This is a genomic window from Peribacillus sp. FSL M8-0224 (genome assembly GCF_038003055.1).
GTDB lineage: Bacteria > Bacillota > Bacilli > Bacillales > DSM-1321 > Peribacillus > Peribacillus frigoritolerans.
This window is the reverse complement of the sequence record NZ_JBBOOJ010000001.1, coordinates 4,684,689-4,707,085: the sequence shown is the minus strand read 5'-3', so window position 1 is coordinate 4,707,085 and position 22,397 is coordinate 4,684,689. Positions and strand designations below refer to the sequence as shown.

Annotated in this window: 19 protein-coding genes, 1 tRNA gene, 1 rRNA gene and 2 pseudogenes; 15 read left to right on the top strand and 8 right to left on the bottom strand. The window is 38.6% G+C overall.

The window, feature by feature from the left end; translation table 11 throughout:
• Positions 1 to 225: 225 nt before the first annotated feature.
• A complete protein-coding gene (locus MKX49_RS22900; protein WP_063595909.1) occupies positions 226 to 456 on the bottom strand; it encodes a helix-turn-helix domain-containing protein in 231 nt (76 codons plus the stop codon).
• A gap of 237 nt (positions 457 to 693) precedes the next feature.
• Here MKX49_RS22900 and MKX49_RS22895 point away from each other — a divergent pair, with 237 nt between their 5' ends.
• From MKX49_RS22895 to MKX49_RS22840, 11 genes and pseudogenes are all read left to right on the top strand, one after another.
• A complete protein-coding gene (locus tag MKX49_RS22895; RefSeq protein WP_340877900.1) occupies positions 694 to 1,089 on the top strand; it encodes a VOC family protein in 396 nt (131 codons plus the stop codon).
• Between the two features lie 24 nt (positions 1,090 to 1,113).
• Positions 1,114 to 1,485, top strand: a complete 372-nt coding sequence (locus MKX49_RS22890) for an MmcQ/YjbR family DNA-binding protein (RefSeq protein ID WP_340877899.1) — start codon at positions 1,114 to 1,116, stop codon at positions 1,483 to 1,485.
• Positions 1,486 to 1,694: 209 nt separating this feature from the next.
• The gene (locus tag MKX49_RS22885) at positions 1,695 to 2,888 is read left to right on the top strand and encodes an aminotransferase-like domain-containing protein (RefSeq protein WP_340877897.1); all 1,194 of its coding nucleotides are present in this window, start codon (positions 1,695 to 1,697) and stop codon (positions 2,886 to 2,888) included.
• A gap of 1,003 nt (positions 2,889 to 3,891) precedes the next feature.
• Positions 3,892 to 5,168 (top strand): annotated as a pseudogene (locus MKX49_RS22880) (IS110 family transposase).
• Between the two features lie 592 nt (positions 5,169 to 5,760).
• A complete protein-coding gene (locus MKX49_RS22875; protein ID WP_340877896.1) occupies positions 5,761 to 6,237 on the top strand; it encodes a hypothetical protein in 477 nt (158 codons plus the stop codon).
• A complete protein-coding gene (locus MKX49_RS22870) occupies positions 6,218 to 6,328 on the top strand; it encodes a YjcZ family sporulation protein (RefSeq protein ID WP_340878606.1) in 111 nt (36 codons plus the stop codon). Before MKX49_RS22875 ends, MKX49_RS22870 begins: the two co-directional genes overlap by 20 nt.
• Before the next feature lie 314 nt (positions 6,329 to 6,642).
• Positions 6,643 to 7,215, top strand: coding sequence for a recombinase family protein (locus tag MKX49_RS22865; protein ID WP_340877895.1), 573 nt, complete (start codon positions 6,643 to 6,645; stop codon positions 7,213 to 7,215).
• A 950-nt stretch (positions 7,216 to 8,165) separates the two neighbouring features.
• A complete protein-coding gene (locus MKX49_RS22860) occupies positions 8,166 to 8,381 on the top strand; it encodes a hypothetical protein (RefSeq protein WP_340878626.1) in 216 nt (71 codons plus the stop codon).
• A gap of 602 nt (positions 8,382 to 8,983) precedes the next feature.
• Positions 8,984 to 9,193 carry a hypothetical protein gene (locus MKX49_RS22850; protein ID WP_340877894.1) on the top strand — a complete coding sequence of 70 codons (210 nt, stop codon included), beginning with the start codon at positions 8,984 to 8,986 and terminating at the stop codon, positions 9,191 to 9,193.
• A gap of 526 nt (positions 9,194 to 9,719) precedes the next feature.
• Positions 9,720 to 10,514 carry an FkbM family methyltransferase gene (locus MKX49_RS22845; protein WP_340877893.1) on the top strand — a complete coding sequence of 265 codons (795 nt, stop codon included), beginning with the start codon at positions 9,720 to 9,722 and terminating at the stop codon, positions 10,512 to 10,514.
• 229 nt (positions 10,515 to 10,743) lie between these two features.
• On the top strand, positions 10,744 to 11,550 hold the full coding sequence (locus tag MKX49_RS22840; RefSeq protein WP_340877892.1) for a glycosyltransferase family 2 protein: 807 nt from the start codon (positions 10,744 to 10,746) through the stop codon (positions 11,548 to 11,550).
• Positions 11,551 to 11,691: 141 nt separating this feature from the next.
• On the opposite strand, the pseudogene MKX49_RS22835 reads toward MKX49_RS22840, so the two are convergent.
• Positions 11,692 to 12,095: pseudogene (locus tag MKX49_RS22835) on the bottom strand (tyrosine-type recombinase/integrase); the annotation flags it as partial.
• A gap of 486 nt (positions 12,096 to 12,581) precedes the next feature.
• Between MKX49_RS22835 and MKX49_RS22830 the strand changes: the two are divergent.
• Positions 12,582 to 13,013, top strand: coding sequence for a hypothetical protein (locus tag MKX49_RS22830; protein ID WP_340877891.1), 432 nt, complete (start codon positions 12,582 to 12,584; stop codon positions 13,011 to 13,013).
• A 240-nt stretch (positions 13,014 to 13,253) separates the two neighbouring features.
• A complete protein-coding gene (locus MKX49_RS22825) occupies positions 13,254 to 13,688 on the top strand; it encodes a hypothetical protein (RefSeq protein ID WP_445670142.1) in 435 nt (144 codons plus the stop codon).
• A gap of 233 nt (positions 13,689 to 13,921) precedes the next feature.
• Here MKX49_RS22825 and MKX49_RS22820 read toward each other — a convergent pair whose 3' ends face one another.
• The 5 genes from MKX49_RS22820 to MKX49_RS22800 form a co-directional block, all read right to left on the bottom strand.
• Entirely contained in the window at positions 13,922 to 14,413 is a 492-nt protein-coding gene (locus tag MKX49_RS22820) for a hypothetical protein (RefSeq protein ID WP_340877890.1), read from the bottom strand.
• Positions 14,414 to 14,713: 300 nt separating this feature from the next.
• Positions 14,714 to 15,937, bottom strand: coding sequence for an IS110 family transposase (locus tag MKX49_RS22815; protein ID WP_340876652.1), 1,224 nt, complete (start codon positions 15,935 to 15,937; stop codon positions 14,714 to 14,716).
• A 545-nt stretch (positions 15,938 to 16,482) separates the two neighbouring features.
• A tRNA-Ala gene (locus MKX49_RS22810) sits at positions 16,483 to 16,555 on the bottom strand.
• Positions 16,556 to 16,822: 267 nt separating this feature from the next.
• Positions 16,823 to 17,842 carry a beta-propeller fold lactonase family protein gene (locus MKX49_RS22805; protein WP_340877889.1) on the bottom strand — a complete coding sequence of 340 codons (1,020 nt, stop codon included), beginning with the start codon at positions 17,840 to 17,842 and terminating at the stop codon, positions 16,823 to 16,825.
• A 489-nt stretch (positions 17,843 to 18,331) separates the two neighbouring features.
• Positions 18,332 to 19,039 (bottom strand): MgtC/SapB family protein, encoded by a 708-nt coding sequence (locus MKX49_RS22800; protein ID WP_048683326.1) that lies wholly within the window; start codon positions 19,037 to 19,039, stop codon positions 18,332 to 18,334.
• 151 nt (positions 19,040 to 19,190) lie between these two features.
• On the opposite strand from MKX49_RS22800, the gene MKX49_RS22795 reads away from it, so the two are divergent.
• Positions 19,191 to 20,090: a DMT family transporter gene (locus MKX49_RS22795; RefSeq protein WP_406593175.1), complete on the top strand. Its 900-nt coding sequence runs from the start codon at positions 19,191 to 19,193 to the stop codon at positions 20,088 to 20,090.
• A gap of 32 nt (positions 20,091 to 20,122) precedes the next feature.
• Here the strand turns inward: MKX49_RS22795 and MKX49_RS22790 are convergent, their stop codons facing one another.
• Positions 20,123 to 20,308, bottom strand: coding sequence for a hypothetical protein (locus tag MKX49_RS22790; protein ID WP_034310479.1), 186 nt, complete (start codon positions 20,306 to 20,308; stop codon positions 20,123 to 20,125).
• Positions 20,309 to 20,737: 429 nt separating this feature from the next.
• On the opposite strand from MKX49_RS22790, the gene MKX49_RS22785 reads away from it, so the two are divergent.
• Positions 20,738 to 22,288, top strand: a 16S ribosomal RNA gene (locus MKX49_RS22785).
• Positions 22,289 to 22,397: the final 109 nt, after the last annotated feature.

The window sequence follows — 22,397 nt, the reverse complement described above, 5'->3', positions numbered from 1 at the left end:
AGAATGAAGAAAATCCCCCGCTCCTAATGGAAGTGGGGGATTTTAATTCAGGGGATGTCGTTGAATCTCATATGAACTTTTTCACCTGAACTTTGAAAAGCCGGGGCCGTTGGAATGAAGGTTAATTTCCGAAAGAAAAGCTTGGGTTTTGGGAGCATGGATAGGAGAGTATGAACAAGAATTGAAAAATAATTTAGCCCCGCCCATAAGCCAGGGCCTTTTTGTTTACAAATTAAAGTAGTCATCTGCCTTTGCGCCTGCATCTATACTTCGAACCGCCTTCATGATTTTCTTTAAAACCCCGGCTGACGGCACATACTTGGGATCGCTGCAAACTCTGCTTATCGTATTGCGTGAAATTCCTGACGCACTTACAAACTCCTCTTGGGTATATCCGTGCTTATCGATTAATTTACCGACCTTGCTTCGCGGCTTTCTCTTCCCGAATCTAAACATTTGATAACCTCCTAGAATGATTTACTAGCAGTCTCGTCCAGCTTTCACAAAAATATACACATAGTTTCGCAAATGTTTGGGATACAAAGTTGAAAAGCGGTTCCCGGGTTGGTTGTATGATGAAGCTTCAATTTCTTTGAATTTATTTCCATTTAAATTATAATAATAAATAGGCAGCGAACACAGACTGAATAATGTAAATGAATGGCTAATTCATATGTATCTTAGGAGGAAATCATGGGAAGAATAGTTCATTTCGAAATTCATGTGAATGACATGGAACGGGCAAAGACGTTTTATGGAGAGGTGTTCGGATGGTCATTTCAAGACTGGAGTGATTATGCAGGGATGCCTTACTTTGGAGCAGTGACTGGCAATGAGAATGAACATGGTATCGATGGTGCTTTGATGCAGCGTCCTAGTGCTCCGCCGGAAACACACCAAGCGTTAAATGCATTTGCGTGTACCATTGGCGTGGAAAATTACGAATTAACGGAAGCTAAAATCATTGAGAATGGCGGCAAGCTCGCAATGCCCAAATTTGCCCTGCCTGGAATGGCTTGGCAAGGATACTATATCGATCCCGAAGGCAATACTTTTGGAATTCATCAACCCGATGTGAATGCAAAATAGAGTGGATAATAGGTGAATTGAAACATGGAATCACGAGACACGAAAGCCATGCTTGATATTGTACGCAATATCTGTCTTGCACTGCCGGAAGCTGATGAACATATTGATGGTTTCGGTCACAATACTTTTAAAATCAATGGAAAATCCTTCGTGATTTCTGGTGAAAGCGAGAAAGGATTCAGCTTGTCGTTCAAGTCAGATCGAGAAACTCAAGAATTATTGCTGCAGAAAGAGAAATATTTAAAAACCCCATATATAGGTCGTCACGGTTGGGTTTCCATTCAAAATCCGGATAGGGAAGACTGGGATGAATTTACCTATCTAATTCAAGAAGGCTATTTACGTGCGGCACCGAAGCGTATGGTAAAGAAAAGGAATGAGTTGAATAAAAAGTGAAGAAAGGCGGACGATCTGCCTTTCTTTATTTTTTACGTGTAAGAGGGACTCCGGAATTTGGAAAATATAAAGAGAGGGATTGTTGTCTCTCATCAGAAGAACGTTTAGTATTAATAGTAGGTTATGATTTGTATCTTAAAATAAGCAGCTAACTTTAAAGATTGCGAGAATCAATCAAGATTTGGTTGAAGGAAAGGTGTTTGGTTGAAGTGAAAGTTGAATCTTTTTTTTCTGAGAACATTAAAGCGGCACTTAAGAATGATCCGCCCGGTGCATGGATGCCAGATCTGCCAGATGGTTGTATTCGCTTGAGTTCAGGCTATCCTGATCCTGCTCTCGTTCCTGCTGAGGAGCTCAAGGTAGCTGTAGCCAGACTTCTTGATGAGGAGCAGGATTTGCCGCTCCATTATCTCGGAAGTCCGCGAATTCCAAGACTAAAGCAGCAAATCCAGAAAAGGTTGGCAGAGCGTGGAATTTGCGTTTTGGAAGAACAGCTTTTGATTACATCAGGAGCTTGCCAGGGGATTGATCTTATTGCCCGCGTTCTTCTTGATGATAAAGCGGTTGTAGCAGTAGAGTCTCCCACCTACATGGAGGCTTTGGAGATTTTTCAAAACTATACGAAACGGATTATTAGTATACCTATAGATGAACAGGGACTCCAAACATACCGATTAAAGGAAATGCTGGATGAAAGGAAACGCACAGGTCAAACCCTCCCGCGTTTTGTATATACAATCCCAACTTTTCAAAATCCAACTGGAACGACTATGACAATTGAGCGCCGGAAGCATTTATTGGAGCTTTCCATCGAGTATGATTTCCTCATTCTGGAGGATGATGCATACGGGGAATTATCCTTCGATAAAAATCCGGTCCCAATAAAATCTATTGATAAATGCGGGCGAGTCCTCCAAGTCGGGTCATTATCCAAGGTTGTTGCGCCAGGAATGCGGATTGGATGGATAGCGGGAGAAAGTGAATTCATCAAGGCTTTTGAGTGGTTTAAAAAAGATTTAGACCATCCATTTGCTCAAAGTTCAATGGCTGTATACTTAGAAAACACCGATTTTGAGAAACGGCTCGACCTTCTAAAAGATACGTATCGTTCTAAATGCACTGCGTTAATCCATTCTATGGAACAATTCCTTCCAGAATCCGTTTCCTGGTATGTTCCAGATGGCGGTTACTTTGTATGGGTGAGAATTCCAGGAGTGGATACATCGCAGTTATTATCACAGGCTCTGGCTGAGGGTGTTTCATATGTTCCAGGGAAATACTTTTTCTTGGATCAAAACGATGGAACCGAGTTTCTCCGGCTCTCGTTCAGTTATGCCAATGAGAAAGAAATGATCGAGGGAATACGAAGACTAGGACAGCTTATCGCAACTAGTTTGTCCTGAAGGATTGTTAGTTTGTTAATCTATAAGTTATTTCGCTGTTTTTTTACACCTACTTCCTTAAAGGGGGTAGGTTTTTTATTCTTTATATCGAGTTAATAAGCAAAATATTTTCTTCCGACCATGAGAGAGGAAAAGGCTCATACATTACGTTTAAAAAAAGCATGAAAATTTTATCGCAGTGATTGAAGAAATATTAGGGGCAGTGGTGGACAAATTGACAAAAAGAAAAAACCCTTGATATATCAAGGGTTTTCGGATATGGAGCATAGCGGGATCGAACCGCTGACCTCTACGCTGCCAGCGTAGCGAGATGCTTTTCCTCTCTTAATATTAAATACTTTTAAAGTTGATATAATAGGTACCTTTCCAAAGAAGTAGGTAATAGTTTTTCCTTTAATACTAACTATTCCTTTTTAATGAGTGACCAATAATGTGACCAAATATATTTTTCTTTATTGCCTTTAGGTAGTACATAAGTATTGTTTTTTGAGTAAAAATCATTTATTAGAAAGTATAAAGTAATACATAATTTCAGTGTACTTTCCAAGATATTTTTTAACTTATACAAGATGATGAAAGAAAGGGAACAATTACTCTAAGTTTTAAGTATTACTCCTCCAAAAGTGACACTGGGAACCTATTCACATCTACTGCCATCTATGCAGCTTGAGACTATTAATGTCCTTAATGAGATTTTATTCGAGGAGGATTGATATAAATCAAGACTAGAAGATAACAATAAAGTTATAAATTCGGAACGAAGTCATTATGATTTCGTTCTTTTATTCGAATATTGTGCTTATCGGGAATTGTATAAATACAGGATAGTTTTCCTTTTTATCCTTGGCTCTGTTAAAAGATGTTGTTGATTTTCTTGATGAACTAACGGGACAGGTTAGCATTCCTGTAGTTCGTTATTTTTCAGCTTTGAAAAAAATAGGGCTCCTCAGTAAGATATGAGTAAGACACCACTCAAACTCAAAACCTTAGGAGGAACCCTAATATGAAGTTTAAAATGCAAGATAAACAAAATCAACTAATAGAAAGAATTTCCGATAAACACCTTGTTGTTGGAGTGGATATTGCCCAACAATTACATGTGGCTAGAGCAGTGAATTTCCGTGGAATTGTAGTTGGAGATCCACTTGCATTTGAAAATAATGAAGATGGATTTGCTAGTTTATTAAAATGGATGGATAAGCTTCAAAGATTAAATAAACTGGAGGCAGCCATCGTGGGAATGGAACCTACAGGCCATTACTGGATTAATCTTTCAAAATGGCTATTTAAACAAGGAATTGAGGTAGTAACGGTAAACCCTCACTTAGTAAAAAGGAATAAAGAAAACCGTGATAATACTCAGTCGAAAAGTGATAAGAAAGATGCCCTGGTCATCGCTGATATGGTGAAGAACGGTTACTACACCTTTGTCAGGAACACTTCAGAATCATTTGAAATACTTAGGGTCCTTATGTCTAACCGTGATGTGGTAGTTAAACGACTTGGTTAGCACTATTAATCAATTAAACCGTTGGGTGGATATTGTCTTTCCCGAACTCAGGCAAGTATTTAAAGACATTACTGCTAAAGGGGCAATCGCCACACTTCGTTTATTTCCATCTCCAATGGAACTGCGTTCCCTGAAACCTCATGATGTTGTTTCAGGTTGGAAATCAATAATGAAGAGGCAGCCTGGATTAAAGAAGGCTCAATTACTTCTTCAGTTAGCTAGGAAATCTGTCGGCACAAAACAAGCACTTGAAGCGTATAAATTTCATTTGGAACAATTATTAGAGGAGTATGATCTCGCAGTCTTACAACTCGAAAGAGTGGAACAGGAGGTTAAGGATGTATTAACACAAATACCTTTTGCCAAGAAGCTGCTTGCCATTAAGGGAATTAGTGAAATTTCTTTAGCCGGAATATTAGGTGAAGCAGGAGATCTAAGTGGTTTTTCACATGGTAATTCTTTACTTCGACACGCTGGGTTGCATCTGGCTGAAGCAAGCTCTGGAAAGTGGAAAGGCCAAATTGTCATCTCTAAACGAGGGCGATCTAGGCTAAGGCGTTTCCCTTTACTTAGCCACCATGAGCCTTGTGATGAATAACACGGAATTTCGAGCCATTCACTCCCATAATGTTAAGGTGAAAAAAATGAAGAAAATGAAATCGATTATGAAATTGGTGGGTAAGCTAGCTAGGATATTTGTTGGAATAGCACGCAGAAACGAGTCTTATTGTGCAGATAAAGTTCAACCTATAACTGAAATGATTGCGTAGTTTTAAAGGGGGATTTTTTAATAGGGTTCTCGAAGGGAACCTTTAAAAACTAATGTTCATAGTTTTCTTTTTACTAATGTTGGCTTATTCGTAGGATCTCAAAAATGTACGGAGTACCAGATTACTTGAACAAAAGGGCACCGACCCATCAGGTTAGCATAACTGGCCTCCACCCCTTGGATAGGCATGACGAAGGAATGATAGGGCAATTGACCCGTTGAGACATGGGAGGGAAAGCCTCCAGGGGCGGCGTGGAGAATGTACATTATATGGTAAAATGTGGAGTGTTGTACAACTCCTTTATTTCCCTATGCCTTCACGAAGACTTCATGTCCTGAATCACTCCGTTTTAACCATGAACTTAAATTCAAGGGTGATGAAATCCTGCGAATAAGCGAGTATTTGTGAGAAAATCGAATTAAACTGAGGGAGTTCATCAAGAAAAAGGATTATTTATGTTCGTAACCGAATTAGACAAAGAGGGAAAAGCTTTTCCGCCCAGGTAATCAATAATTTCATTAGTTATACCTAGATTTCACCATCGGCATTTAACATAAGGAAAATAAAAGTTTAGATGGAGATGAAATATGAAATGAAAAATATAAAAAGTGACTTTTATAATAGTAAAAAGGAACAAGACTTTTTGGAGCACTTAGATGATAGAGACAAGGCTTTTTGGGATAGCTTGAGCTTCTTAAATGAATTAAATAATATCGGAAGATTCGATAATGAGGGTGTAGCATTTTATCATGCTAGACACCTGATATCTGGAAGACTAATTAACCATATAGCATCCGCATATCATCTTTTGAAAATGGGATTAGAAGATGAATGTTTGGTCATGTACAGACAATCACTTGGAAATTTATGGCTTTTAAAATATTTCATTAAAAATCCTAATGATGCTTCTAAATGGATGCAAAAAAAAGACCCAAAAAATATTGAACCATGGGAAAGAAGAGCAGTCTTAGACAATAGAAAAAAAAGCAAATCGTATTTACAGGAATTTATCCGATGTTATTCACTCAAACCACAAATCTTTCTGGGGAATTGGCATCGGCGGTTTTGACCACGGATTTGGTGGAGGTTTCGCCTTCATAGTCGTTTTGTTTATACTCTTAATCATTGTTGGAGCTAGCTGTTTCGGTGGCGGTTTCTGATGAAATTAGTTTGAAAAAAACCGACCTTTATTGGTGGTTTTTTCAAATTTGCAGACACTTTTGTGTCTACTACATTCATGCTCTCAACTTCTTCAATCTCACGTACACGTTTGTAAAAGTCTGTTTTGAGTTTACGAACGTTCTCTGGTTGTTATGTACATTTACGAACGTGTCTAAAAGTTATAAGTTCTAGAGACTTGAAAAAACAGCTCAATTCCCCCTAAAAATAATCCTTAACGTTGTCCGGAAGTTAGTCTAGAATAAAATTACAGAAGTTAACTAACTTTTAGATAAATGAAAAGAGGTTATACATAATGGCTATTATAGGATACGGACGTGTAAGCACCATTGACCAAACATTAGATTTACAGGAAGAGAAGTTAAAAGAATATGGCTGTGAGAAGATATTCATGGAGAAACAAAGTGGAGCTAAAAGTGATCGTGAGGAACTGATTAAGGCGTTGGACTATTTAAGGGAAGGTGACAAGCTGGTTGTTTACAAAATAGACAGACTAGCTAGGAGTACATTTGATTTACAAAAGATTGCTAAGGATTTAGAAGAACGTGGAATAGCTTTAGTATTCATCAAAGAACAGATTGATTTTAGTACACCATCAGGAAAGCTAATGTTCACTATGCTGGGGGCTATTGCTGAGTTTGAACGTGATCTAATTATAGATAGAACAGCAGAGGGTAGGGAACGTGCTAAGGCACAGGGGAAACATATGGGTAGGAAAGGGAAGGACGAGAAGGACGTTAAGAAGGCTTTAAAGCTTTATGATGAAAGAGGTTCAAACGGTTTAAGCGTTAATGATATAGCCAAAATGACAGGTGTCCCACGTTCCACTATTTATGCTAAAGTGAAAGAGATGACTAGCAATAGCTAATCGTCTTTTTTCTTGTGGCATTATTTCCATTTGCAGTGACTACTTCTTGAACTAATACGCTTTATTGAAGATCCGGCTGCCATCTGTAGTTTCTTTTGTTTATGCAGTTTAGTTCAACAAGTGTAGTGTGTTCGTACTGTGAAATAAATATATATGTGTTTTTGTCATTTTTTCAGAAAACCAAGTTAGCTAGAAACACAATTTATTCGATCAAAAAGGAATTTGAAAAACCAAACAAAGAAGTAATAAATCAAAATGATGGTATGGGAGATTTGGATATCTTCCTTATAAATACATTGAACGTCGAGTACAGCAAGGTAACATTGTTTACGTCAGGTAAGCGAAACTGAAAAGGGTCTATACAATCTAAATACCCATAGAGCAAGGCAAGCACACTAGAGGTTGAATCCCTGTGTCCACCTCTGAGAAGTCTAAGCCGTCTAACGATTCATCTCTTATAAAAAATACGGTCTCAAGGGTCAACACATGCTAGGTGGGTGCTAATCAGGATCAGCAATTGTTTTTTTTGGCTTTGTTAATATTGATGTTGATTTTTGAACAAATAAAAGAGACCACTTATTATGTTCTTCTTTAGTGTTTCTTAATGAACTAGCTTACCTGTTAGTTAGTGTTAAAAATTTTTTAGAAGTTAATTTTCTAATATTACTTCAACCCCTTTTTGTTAACAACCAACCTTCTTAAAAACGGTTTATAAACCAGTAGATTTTTGCTGTTTGAGTTAGATTTATTTTCACTTTTGTACCCTATTGTACAAACATCTTTTCTTTTAATGAATAAAATAACCCGAAAGTAAAAAAAGAAAAAGGTGATTATAATTAAAAATCGTTATCATATTTCACATTGTAATTCCTTTGTAGACACCACATATCTTTATAAGAAATGTGATCAAAAGAAACCGGATGATTGTCATTCTTGTCATAAGAAACACAATGACTGTAATTGTAATCAAAAGAAACCGGATGATTGTCACTCTTGTCATAAGAAACACAATGACTGTATTTGTGATCAAAAGAAACCGGATGATTGTCATTGTTGTCATAAAAAACACAGTGACTGTATTTGTAATCAAAAGAAACCGGATGATTGCCATTCTTGTCATAAGAAACACAATGACTGTCACTGTGACCATAAGAAACATAATCTAGTACGAGCATCTGCTTTTAGGGCTAATAAGAACACACCACAACTTTACAAAGCAACGGTTACTCCCTCTGTAAAAGTTTTATACCAAACTGAACAATTTGATTTAGCAAATGAATATAATCCGCATATATCAACATTTATTCCAACTGAGAATGGAGTTTATGAGATAACAGCAAAAGTCTCCTTTTGTCCGTCAAAAAGTAAAAGCGATAATTCCTCAAAAAACAAAAAAGATAATTGCAAATGTGATTATTGTAAAAAAAATCATTCTTCAAAAGACAAAAAAAGCATTTCTTAAAAGAAGGATATGTCGCATCCATTGCAATTAACGTAAACGGAGATGATTTAGATATTGTAAATGACTTCTTTGAGAAATCAAGACCTATTGGACTATCGGTTACTACAATCCTTCAGTTACAAGCAGGAGATCGGGTACAAGTAATATTTAGCGCAGGTGCAAACGGAGAAATTTTAGCAGAGGCACCTCTAACTAACTTTCAAGCTGCTAGATTCCCCTCTCCAATGTAAATATCTTTTTTGCCTTTATTTGCTTAGTTCTTACATTGAGCACCTAGATATCATATTTGTTATTTAAGGTGAGTATTTGAATTTTTCAGGAGTTTTAAAATCGGCTAAACAAGAGTATGACCAGGCTATTTCCACACGTGAAAACTACCAAGATTCGATGAAAAAAGAAGGCGTTTCTGGAAGAATGGACCTTGAAAAACAGTTCCATACTTTAGGGGAAATGGAAGCTAGAGTTCCTGAATTTAAAGGTCAGATTCAATCCCAAGAAAAGGTCTCGACTTATTAGGCGCCATTATGAAGGGCATTGAACAGGCAGGAAGGGAAATGCAGAAGGAAGAACAACGTCAGCAACAGAAGGTTAAAGGTAAAAGCAAAAAGAGAAATCAATGGGAATTAGAACGTTAATATGCCTTCGGTTATGTCAACAAGGTTAATTAGGGGTTCCAACAGAATTTTTCTGCATAATTTACTAAGGTATATATATAGTACAAACAGTGAAAATAGGAAGGCTGTACAAAAACAGCATATGATGTCCTGCCCCGCATCTATCTCCACGAACAACAGAAGACCTTATTCCTCCTTTTTGATTACTCTAGTGTAATTTAATACTAATAATATGATTTAGCTAATTAAATGTTTGCATAATAATTTTCCAAAACTTTCTATTAATGGGTGAATGTCTTAAACAGACTTTGCCGCGAAACATATATATATATATACCATATATTGGAACTGGTTTTGTTTCATTATGTTTCAGTCTAGTAGGAAAAATATCAAAAGCAAAAAAACAAACAAAAAGGGAGCTGTTATTAATGGATGCCAACACACTAGCTATTCATAGGCAAGGTGTTGATTTTTTAGTCAATTCTACACCCTATTTTCAAGAGTTTTGGGACGGAATTCAAAGTTGGGAAATAGAAACATTTCAAATATTCAATAGATTCCTAAATAATAAATATTCATATCTTGATATTGGTGCTTGGATTGGTCCTACTGTTTTATACGGAGCTCACAAGGCTAAAAATGTATTTGCAATTGAGCCAGACCCTGTTGCATATCAAGAATTGATTAAAAATATACAGTTAAATCCCAGGATTTCTTCAAAAGTAACCTGTATTAATGCAGCTATAGTGGACAGGCCTGGGCATATCAAATTATATAAAAGAGATGAGCTTGGAGACTCTATGTCAAGCATTCTTCCTACAAGAACAGATGAAGATTATTTTGAAGTCATTGCCACTTCCATAGAAGAACTAACACTAAACTACAATTTAAAAGATCTTAATTTTATAAAAATGGATATAGAAGCAGGAGAATATTTTTTAATACCTGCTCTTAAGGAATTTTTAAAAAAGAACAGACCGACATTGTACTTATCCCTGCATCCTCCGTTTTTACATGAAGCATTGAATTTAAGATTAAGCAAGAATACCAACTCAAAGATGGATGCCAATTCACTCGACATAGTTTCATTGACAGAAAATTTAGTGAATAATTTAGATTTTTACAAATTTATATATGATCCGCAGGGGAATCTCGTTAATAAAGATACAATATTAAATTTAAAAAATCTTGGAATGTTTTTATTTACCGATGAGCAATGGTGATCGTTAGATCTTAAGTGTGGGATTATCCCTAGCTTCAGTTTTGGGAGGAATTATATTTGTAATCCCTTTATAAATAAGGAATTATTTATTGAAAAAGCTATTAGCAGTGTATTAGAAAAGCATTTTATAATTAGAAGTTATTACTATTTCAGAGTGCAAACAATACGGTGACTACATTGAGTTGGAACGACTACGAGAAAATCAAAGAGAAAAAAGGAGAATGAAACAGTTGGAATATACCATTGTAATCCCTGTTTATAATAAAGAAGGATTCATGATTCGTTGTATTAGCAGTGCCCTTAATCAGACTTTAGCTCCCTCTTCTATTTTAATAATAGATGATGCCTCTACCGATCAATCTATTAAAGAAATAACCCCCTTTTTATTTGATAAAAGAATAAAACTAATTCAATTGAAAAAAAATGGAGGGACATCAAAATTATTAAATGAAGCATTACGGTATATTAAAACCCCCTACTTCATTCAGTTAGATGGTGATGATTGGCTTGAACCTAATGCAGCAAAAGAGCTTGTGTCTGCACTTCATTCTAATCCATCTGCTGGGTTTGCTTACGGAAATCACCATTTTTATTACTATGATAAGAAAAATGAACTTAATAATATTAAGCCCATGATCGCACCTAATTTTGAAAATAAGTATGACCTTTTATTGAAACTGTCGTTTATGATAAACCCCCGATGTTATCGAACAAAGTCAATTATTGATATGGGCGGATGGATTATAGATTATCCTTTTGATAAATGGGAGGGGAGATTTTTTGAAGATGTGCAAATGATTCTAAGACTCGCTAATAAATATTCTTGGATACATGTTAACAAATTTCTTCATAATATTACAATAAATATGAATACATCCCAACATGACGGTAAGTTATCTTTAATAAATTTTAATCATTTGAGAATGTCAATGTATGAATATATGTTAGAAGAATGGGGAGGAGAATACTCACCTCTATGGAATATAGAAAGCGGTTATATTTTATTAAAAGACCTAACTTTCAATAAAGCTAAATAGCAGTGATTATTCCATTTATACCCCAATTTACCTAGTAATCAATGATGAACCAATGGCTAGAATTAGCAATTCATCTTAAGAAGTAACGTTCTAATTGCATCAAACTGAATAAAATTACTTGAAGAAAATAAAGAAGAGGGATTAGTGAAAAACGCTAAAATGTTTCAATACGTTGTTCGTTTCTTCTTCCGTAATGCCGATATAACGCAGGGTAACAGAAGGATGGGAATGATGGAGAATCCTTTGCAACATGGCAATATCCTTCGTGGCTTTGTAAAACCAATAACCAAACGTTTTTCGTAAGGTATGATTGCCGACATGTTCCACGCCGGCGAACTCTGCAGCCTTATTTAACTGTCTGTAGGCCTGAGTAGGGGTAATGGGGCCTTCTCCCTTCCTGGACGGAAATAAATAGGACTCGGGACGTTTTTGGCGTACTCATAGACCTCCTTAAAGCAATTCGCGATATACATGTCGCGGATTTTTTGCGTTTTACCTTCCTTAACCCGGAGAATCTTGTGTTGTTTGCTTTTAAGGTCCAGGATTTGCAGGTGTAGCCAACGCCAAGATCGGAACGCTAGTAAAAGCCATCAATGAAAAATTGAATGGGTTTGGGGTAAGCCGATCTACTTTTGAACGGATGCTAAGAAAAGCGAAGGATTTAGGGATCGTATCCATCGAAAATACGAATAAATCTAAAGGCGGAAAAGGACATAATGTCTATATTTTCAACACAACGATTATCCCGGTCTCCTAGAAAAAAATCGACAGACACGTGGACAAATCCATCAAGCAAGAAAGGTCTTAGAAAAGGCAGGAACAGCCCATCAGAACGCTTTTGTACGTCGAGTGGCCTCTTTATATCCTGAACGTCCTGAAATGCGCCATATAAGCCTTGAAACGGCTAAAAAGCTTATGGAAGTTAATAATGCAAACGGAAATAAGGTGGTACCAATTGAGACTATCCAGAAAACGCTAAATACCCGTAAAGAAGACATTCGAAGGCTTCATGGTGAAATAGATCGTGTGGTGTGAATCAGCACCGGTCACGCCTGCAGCGTGCGGAAGGCTATCTGAACAATTATGAAAAGTATTATGCCCTTGTTGAAAAAATCGAGAACAATCCTTTCTTGAAAGGCAAACTGCTTGTTTCAAAATCGGCTAAACAAGAGTATGACCAGACTATTTCTACACGTGAAACCTACCAAGATTCGATGGAAAAAGAAGGTGTTTCCGGAAGAGTGGACCTTGAAAAGCAGTTGTACACTTTAGGAAAAATGGAAGCTAGAGTTCCTGCGTTTAAAGGTCAGATTCAAGCACAAGAAAAAGGGATCGACTTATTTGGCTCCATTATGGAGGACATTGGACAGGCAGGAAGGGAAATGCAGAAGGAACAACAACGTCAGCGACAGAAGGTTAAAGGTAAAAGCAAAAAGAGAAATCAATGGGAATTAGAACGTTAATACGCCTTCCGTTATGTCAACAAGGTTAATTAGGGGTTCCAACAGAATTTTTCTGCGTAATTTACTAATCTAAGCTTTATATTTTGTTTTCCTGTTATACTAGCCTATTTCCCTCTACATTTATCCGCATAGGATAAACAAAATAATTATAAGCGGGGGAAGAAAAATATGTAAGAAAAAGTAAGGCACAATAATGCCCATTTTAAAAAGGTAGGGGTAATTGGCCTAGGTTATGTAGGTTTGCCTCTTGCTCTTCTTTTTGTGAAAAAGGGCTTTGATGTCATTGGTATTGATGTCAATCAAAGCAAAATTGAAAGCCTGAAGCAAAATGCTTCATATATACCCGATGTTAGCGGTGATCAAATAAAAGATGCAGCATCCTCTGGGAAATTTACTGGGATGTTCAACCACTTCATAACTGATGAACTTTTCGGTCATCTGATTGCAACAGTAAATGAATCTATACAATATTTCACCGAAATCATGAATTTATTTCATACAACCATAGAAGAAACAGAACACGCAGAATTGTATAAAGAAATTTCTCTAAAATTAGGAATGTGTATATACATAACAAGCTATTTCAAAGACCCTAATAGAACAATATCCATGTTAAAAAAGAACGGAGAAGATGATGTTATCCGATATTTAAAGTCTAATTATAAAAGAGTTTAAAAGCATCTAATTTTCACTCTTATAAGGAGGATTCACAGGCTTTGCTTCCTTCAACATTAAATAATTATCTGAACATCTTTTACATCACCAACATATAATTTAATGTGGTATTCAAAATATATTTTCCTTTTAAGGAGTAACTATCTTTTGCCGGGATAGTTACTTTTTTGTGTCCTGGTTTACTCGTACTGTGTGCTAAAGGAACAAAATATTCATAAGGGAATTGAACCATATTATTTTAGCTTATTATTCTTTACCCATCTCTTAATCTGTTCAGCAACTTGTAATACTGGTGTATTTGAGGTATCTATGATAGGGATTGGGGGAACTGAAGCTTGAGCCTTATCAACCATTTCTTTGGATAACTTAAGAGTATGTTGAATACCCACTGCATCCCATACTTTACGAGCATTTAAACGTTTGGTACGTACAGCATCATTACAATGTAGGTGTAAATAAATAGGATGAAATAATTGGGGATGTTCGCAAATGTGAATATTATATGGTTGTGGGACATTACCAAATAAAATTGTGTTGCGTCCACTTAAAGCATTATAATAAGCAATTTTCATCCAATTACTACAAGCTGTTTGATAATCATCATTATTAACGATAATATCCATATCAAAAACATAGAAATGAGCCATAATTCTTTTTACTTCTTTTGCAGTTGTTGATTTTCCAGAACCACTTTGTCCAGTAACAATAAATAGAGGAAATGTCATGTTTATTACCCTCCAAATGTAAAGGGAATAGCTTAGTGCTTTCCCAGGTCTATTTTCCATATGTTTTATTATTATGTTGAATGATGTTAATTTGTACCTATTTGGGAAGTAAAATCAAGGAACCATTATTTTTTTTTCGTCACAGTTGTGTCAACTCTACAATAAGTTTAATGAACTACCATGAAAATAGACTTCTGGAATTTAGGGGAAAAGGCAATACTTAAGAAGACGCAGCTCATTGTTTTTTTAAAAAGGGGAGAGCGCCTAATTTACTGATTTATTGTAGGTAAGTGGACTGGATTAAGATGCTTCAGGTTCTTGTAATGTAACTGTGTATCCTAAACTTTCAAGTCTTCTTAGTGAATGCCGAAAAATTGATTGTTGTCTCTGTTTATCAAAGTAGTCTTCGCCTAAGTCTACATACATTTCTTTTCGAGTTAAGAGATAATAGGAGATACGTAACATGGCATGAGCGACTACTATTCCTGCTCGTTTCTTACCTTTTCGTGATGCTGTACGCCTATACAGTGCTCCGAGATAGTTTTTAGATCCTCTTACAGAATGAGCTGCTTCTGTTAATGCTGATCTCAAATACTTGTTTCCTTTTTTTGTTTTAGCCGATTTTCTTTTTCCCGCACTTTCGTTATGCCCAGGAACTAGTCCTGCCCAAGAACACATATGAGCTGCACTTGGAAACTGTTTCTTAATATCAGTCCCAATTTCAGATAAAATTTGCTCAGCCATTCTTGTAGCTATACCAGGAATAGAGTCTAATCGTTCCACATCTTCTTGATAGGAGCTTACTCTTTCCTCGACCTCTTGGTCGAGCATCTCGATTTGTTCTGTTAAAAAATCAATATGCTTTAAAATGGTTTTTAACATGAGGCGTTGATGCGAATTGATATAACCTTTAAGGGCGAGTTCTAGTTCATCTTTCTTCTTTTTCATTGTGCGTCGAGCAAAGTTTGCTAGTTTTTCAGGATCTTCTTCACCTTCGGCAATTGCGTTAAGCATGTCTCGAGCTGAAACACCCATAACGTCTGAAACGACAGAGCCTAGCTTAATATTTGCGCCCTCTAACACTTTTTGGATTCGATTATGTTGTCTAGCACGTTCTTCAATGATACTTCTACGGTACCGAACTAGTTCACGTAGTTCCCGTTGATTTCGGTCTGGAATGTAACTAGCTTTTAGAAGTCCATGACGAAGAAGTTTGACAATCCATTCTGCATCTTTAACATCTGTTTTACGCCCTGGCACTGCTTTCATATGTTGAGCATTCACAACCAAAAATTCAATCTCTTCAGCTTCTAATAAATTAACAATAGGTTTCCAATATACACTGGTACTCTCCATGGCAACATGAGTACAGTTATTCTTTTTAATCCAATCCACTAACTGTATTAGAAAAACAGTTTTTGTTGAAAACGTTTGAATCTCCTTTCCTTCTGGTGTCATAATACATGCAGTAATATTGTCCTTATGGACATCCATACCACATGCTCTTTCAATGACTACTTCCATTGAAAACATCCTTTCTACGGCTCTCAATACAATTGGAGGCTGGTGCAAAAACCAGAATAGGATTAATCTACCATGTGTGCTTCCCGTAAGGGAGCGACAGTCAGTGGTGCACCTTGGTCGTTGGAGTCAGACTAACGGATGGGCTCTAACGCACCATAGTTCATCGACCTTCCTCTCCCAGCCGTAGAATCAGTATTGACCGTTCTGAACCATTTTCATTCTCTGTGGTGAAGCGCTGATTTTTGCGCTTCATGGATGGCTAACGGGTGCGTAGTTCCATAGGAAAAAGAAAGGAGCTGCGACTGCAACTCCTTTGCTTTAACTAAAAGATTAATTATATGAAAAGAACGGCTATAATTTATTGAAAAGTTATAATAAATTATTTTTATCTAAAGATTCCGGATAGCTACCCAATTGATAAAATTTAGCCTCATTTCTTCATATTCGTATGCATCGTGACCAAACTCGTGACCAGATACTGAGCATCATAAAATAATGACTTAATAAAAATAAAAATAACCTTGCTGCGCAAGGTTATTCGGATATGGAGCATAGCGGGTTCGAACCGCTGACCTCTACGCTGCCAGCGTAGCGCTCTCCCAGCTGAGCTAATGCCCCGAATTGAGGTACAATAATTATTTTATCGGATTTTGGTGAAAAGTCAATATAAAATATAAGATTTTTGCAAAAATGATAAAAAATCCGTTTGAGGATAGTCAAACGGATCAGACTAGAGACGCGATGAATCACGTAGCTACAGATTTTTTGTTTATACGATTGGATGTAAAAGACCTGCCGCAAAAGATTTCATGTTAATCCATCTCTGGGTTCATTTTCATTTATCACGTGCTTCATCAGATTCTAGTATTTTAAGCTTGTATTTTTTTACTTATCCTGAATTATATCCGTGATGGTGTATGTTTTAACATCAACACGGGCAATGGAGAGATCACGGTTTAATACATAAGCCTGATCCCCATCCTGGCTAAAGACGATTGCTTGCCTTGGTTCTTTGAACCCCCCGATTGTTTTAACTATGCGGTGATCAGCGACATTTATCACGTCAATCGTATGATCAGCCTTGTTGCTTGCGAAAAGGAGTTTATCATCAGGCGATAGAGCAGCGCCATATGGCTCGCGTCCCACTTTGATTTCACCCTTTATATTACCGTCTAGCGTATCAATTGCGGAAATGCTGTTGCGTCCGCTGTTGGCGGCATATAATGTTCTTCCATCAGCGGTAATCGAGATTCCGCGTATACTGGAGAACCCTGTTATTTCACGAATGATTTTTTTGGTGGTGGCATCAACGATAGACACTTTATCTCCTTGAAAGTTCGTGACAAAGATATATTTTCCGTCCGAAGAGACTTTGATGCCCTGCCTTGGTTGGGCGAAACCGGTAATGACGTCAATCGGTTTTCGTTTTTCCAGATCCACGACCGTGACGGAATTGTGTGCTTGATTGTTCACATACAATGTCTTGCCATCCGGGCTGACAGCAGTCCCAAATGCACCCGGACCAACGACAACTTCATCTTTCAAGGTGAAATTTTTTAAGCTGTAAAAACGGATCGTACCGAGCGTACTGTCAGAGATGGCAAACTCTGAGCCGCCATCAATAAACACGATGTTTCTCGGTGAACCGAAGCCGTCGATCTTTTTACGCAACTTGCCTTTGGTAAGATCATAGACCAGGATGGATTGTTCACGGCTATCCGAGACAATCGCTATTTGTTCATCCGGACTTACGGCAAGGGAATTGTTGGTGATGTGGGTGTCAAAGCCTGTCGCCAACTCTGGGCTTTTACTTTTAATAGAAGAAGCACCTATTACATTTGGTATGAAAAACACAAATAGTAAGGGTATAATCCATATACTTTTTACCTTCATTTTTTTTAACATCACTCACCTCGGGAAATTAATTTCTTGATAATTGTTTATATCCCTGTCAATATCATGCTGGTTGTCCTGACCACCTTTCTTTAAAATGTTTAATCAAGCCGGGTTCTTCCTTTCACTATATATAAACGTATAGAGCAGGATATCGGTTTGGTTAGTTTGCAAATTTATAATTTATAATAAATGTATAGAGTGGACCCCATAGATGAATAAGGCCGCAGTGAAGTCACGTAACACTAGACTTCCTCACTGACAGGTGGATGATAGTAAATGTCTATATATAGGTGTTAGATTCTGATGCTGGAGATAAAAACTGAGGATTGTGGAAGTTTCGATTGATTTATGCAGGCAAGACTTAGCCATTAATTGGTGCCTAACTGGACTTGCCAAGGGGTCAAAAATGGTTTAACAGAGTGGACTCGTATAGGTATGGAGGGAAGTTAAGGAGAATTTCAAAAGGGGTTCGGAATGTTTAATTCCCAACCCCTTTTATTATACATTTTCGATTTCCACCCGTGCAATTTCCTTAAGATTGGAGACGGTGTAATACACTTCCGATGTTCTGACTTTGTGATCGACCAGAACTTTAAGGGTCAAAAGGTGGTTGTCATTTGCCACATCTTTGATTCTGAGATTTTTGATGAATATTTTTTCTTCTTTGATTTTTTTCAGTACGATTGCAATGTCATCTTTATTTTGTACAACAAGCTGTAGGAAGATTTCTTTTTGCCGTAACTTCATCGGTCCGAGCCAGGTGACGATTGCGGGCACCAATTCCACACTAATGATCAATAAGATGACGCCGGCTATGGCCTCGAGAAAAAAACCAGCTCCAACGGCAATCCCGATTCCCGCCGCTCCCCAGATGATGGCGGCTGTCGTTAAACCGGATATGCTGTTGTTGTCACGCCGGAGAATGACGCCAGCACCTATAAAACCGACGCCGGAAACGATCTGGGCCGCAAGACGCAAGGGATCCATTGTGATATTAACGTCGTCGCTACCCGGGAATTTATAAGCGGATTCCATGGAAACGATCGTTAATAAACAGCTGACGATTGAAATGACCAGGCTTGTTTTTAATCCAACGGGTTTTCGTTTCATTTCTCGCTCTAGGCCGATAATTAGTCCAAGGAGAGCTGAAATCCCCAATTTGATAAGGATTTGCAGTTCCGATTGAGGGTCGAATGTCCATTCCATTTTGTTTCACCACTTCCGAATTATTATCGAAGAATAAAATCGTCTGTTGCCATATACCCGTTTTTCAAAAAAAACTACCCTAATAATTTTAACATAGTAGAATAGAGTTCTATGTAACGTAATTCCGTTGAAAGGAGGAATCTAAGTGCAAATGCCAAAAGTGAATCCCTATGTAGCGTTGGCGATCGGTGTGGCATCCGTATCTTTTTCGGCCATCCTTGTTAAACTGGCGACCGCTCCATCGGGTGTTATCGCCTTTTACCGTTTATTATTTACCGTCCTTCTTATGTTGCCGGTTTTCATGGTGAAATACCGTCATGAACTTAAATTCATTGAAAAAAAGGATTGGCTGTATTCGATTGCGGCAGGAGTGTTTTTGGCTTTTCATTTTATTTTATGGTTTGAATCGCTTAATTACACATCGGTCGCAAGTTCAACTGTCCTCGTAACCCTCCAGCCTTTATTCGCTTTTGCCGGAGCCTACCTGTTTTTTAAAGAAAGATTTTCAATGAAGGCAATATTGAGCGGCATCATTGCGATAGCAGGCAGCCTTGTCATTAGCTGGGGTGATTTGAGAATCAGCGGCATGGCGCTTTGGGGAGATATTCTTTCGCTTATCGCATGTGCGCTCGTAACCGGATATTTACTGTTTGGTCAAAATGTCCGAAAACGCGTCTCTTCTATAACATATACATTTGTCGTGTATGCAATCAGCTCCGTCGCCTTGTTTTTCTATGTGATCTTCAAGGGAGAGGCATTGGCGCCTTATCCTGCTTCCGATTGGATCTATTTCGTTTTGCTTGCCATTTTCCCGACTTTATTAGGACATTCTTTATTCAATTGGTCACTAAAATGGTTAAGCACATCGACGCTTTCGATGGGAATATTGCTTGAACCGGTGGGAGCGACAATTCTGGCTTATTTCATATTAGATGAACCGATACTCTGGACGCAGGTCCTTGGAGGTACCATCATATTGGGTGGTTTGATGATGTTCTTAAAGGATGAAAAGAAAAGCAAGGAACATAAAGAGGCGCAAGTCTCCGTATAAAAGCAGTAAGTCTCCCGACTTACTGCTTTTATCTAATATGGGTGAAACAAATAGGTGATCCGTGTGAAAATCAAAGCGAAAGTAAAGCTGAATAAAAACGTCGTACCATTCACCTTGCCTTTTTCTCTGCTGAACTTGATGGCTTCATAAAAAGCGGTACTGAATAAGTAAAGGGCCATACTGTAAGAAATGAGTAATCCGATTAATGGCAGATTCATTGCTTCACCTCATGGAAAAAAGATATCTATATATGACTATTTGTGTTTCTTTGGAAATATGCTTCGTTTATTCATAAAATATGGGCATGGCCCGGATGTCAGGGGAGGGGTGTGATAAAGAATATATAGAAGGAAATAGGTGAAAATGTTTTTTTTGAAAAAGTTTTAAAAAACGTATTGCAAACATTTTTAGTACATGGTATATTATTTCTTGTCGCTAAGACAGCAACTTAAACAGCTAACAAGTTGTTAAAAAGAATTTAAAAAAAGTTGTTGACGAAACGTGACAGAATGTGTTACATTATAGAGGTCGCTTCTGAGAGAAACGACATCGAAATTGCTCTTTGAAAACTGAACAAAACAAAGCGCCAACGTTAAATTTTAAGTGAGCACACACTATCAAAAAAGCAAATGAGCAAGTCAAACATTTCTTCGGAGAGTTTGATCCTGGCTCAGGACGAACGCTGGCGGCGTGCCTAATACATGCAAGTCGAGCGAATCGACGGGAGCTTGCTCCCTGAGATTAGCGGCGGACGGGTGAGTAACACGTGGGCAACCTGCCTATAAGACTGGGATAACTTCGGGAAACCGGAGCTAATACCGGATACGTTCTTTTCTCGCATGAGAGAAGATGGAAAGACGGTTTACGCTGTCACTTATAGATGGGCCCGCGGCGCATTAGCTAGTTGGTGAGGTAATGGCTCACCAAGGCGACGATGCGTAGCCGACCTGAGAGGGTGATCGGCCACACTGGGACTGAGACACGGCCCAGACTCCTACGGGAGGCAGCAGTAGGGAATCTTCCGCAATGGACGAAAGTCTGACGGAGCAACGCCGCGTGAACGAAGAAGGCCTTCGGGTCGTAAAGTTCTGTTGTTAGGGAAGAACAAGTACCAGAGTAACTGCTGGTACCTTGACGGTACCTAACCAGAAAGCCACGGCTAACTACGTGCCAGCAGCCGCGGTAATACGTAGGTGGCAAGCGTTGTCCGGAATTATTGGGCGTAAAGCGCGCGCAGGTGGTTCCTTAAGTCTGATGTGAAAGCCCACGGCTCAACCGTGGAGGGTCATTGGAAACTGGGGAACTTGAGTGCAGAAGAGGAAAGTGGAATTCCAAGTGTAGCGGTGAAATGCGTAGAGATTTGGAGGAACACCAGTGGCGAAGGCGACTTTCTGGTCTGTAACTGACACTGAGGCGCGAAAGCGTGGGGAGCAAACAGGATTAGATACCCTGGTAGTCCACGCCGTAAACGATGAGTGCTAAGTGTTAGAGGGTTTCCGCCCTTTAGTGCTGCAGCTAACGCATTAAGCACTCCGCCTGGGGAGTACGGCCGCAAGGCTGAAACTCAAAGGAATTGACGGGGGCCCGCACAAGCGGTGGAGCATGTGGTTTAATTCGAAGCAACGCGAAGAACCTTACCAGGTCTTGACATCCTCTGACAACCCTAGAGATAGGGCTTTCCCCTTCGGGGGACAGAGTGACAGGTGGTGCATGGTTGTCGTCAGCTCGTGTCGTGAGATGTTGGGTTAAGTCCCGCAACGAGCGCAACCCTTGATCTTAGTTGCCAGCATTCAGTTGGGCACTCTAAGGTGACTGCCGGTGACAAACCGGAGGAAGGTGGGGATGACGTCAAATCATCATGCCCCTTATGACCTGGGCTACACACGTGCTACAATGGATGGTACAAAGGGCTGCAAACCTGCGAAGGTAAGCGAATCCCATAAAGCCATTCTCAGTTCGGATTGCAGGCTGCAACTCGCCTGCATGAAGCCGGAATCGCTAGTAATCGCGGATCAGCATGCCGCGGTGAATACGTTCCCGGGCCTTGTACACACCGCCCGTCACACCACGAGAGTTTGTAACACCCGAAGTCGGTGAGGTAACCTTCATGGAGCCAGCCGCCTAAGGTGGGACAGATGATTGGGGTGAAGTCGTAACAAGGTAGCCGTATCGGAAGGTGCGGCTGGATCACCTCCTTTCTAAGGATAATTACGAGAGCGCTTTTGTTTTGTTCAGTTTTGAATGAGTAATTCATTCAAATAGGAAAGACAGTCATCACGATGTGATGGATACTTTCTGCTTTGTTCC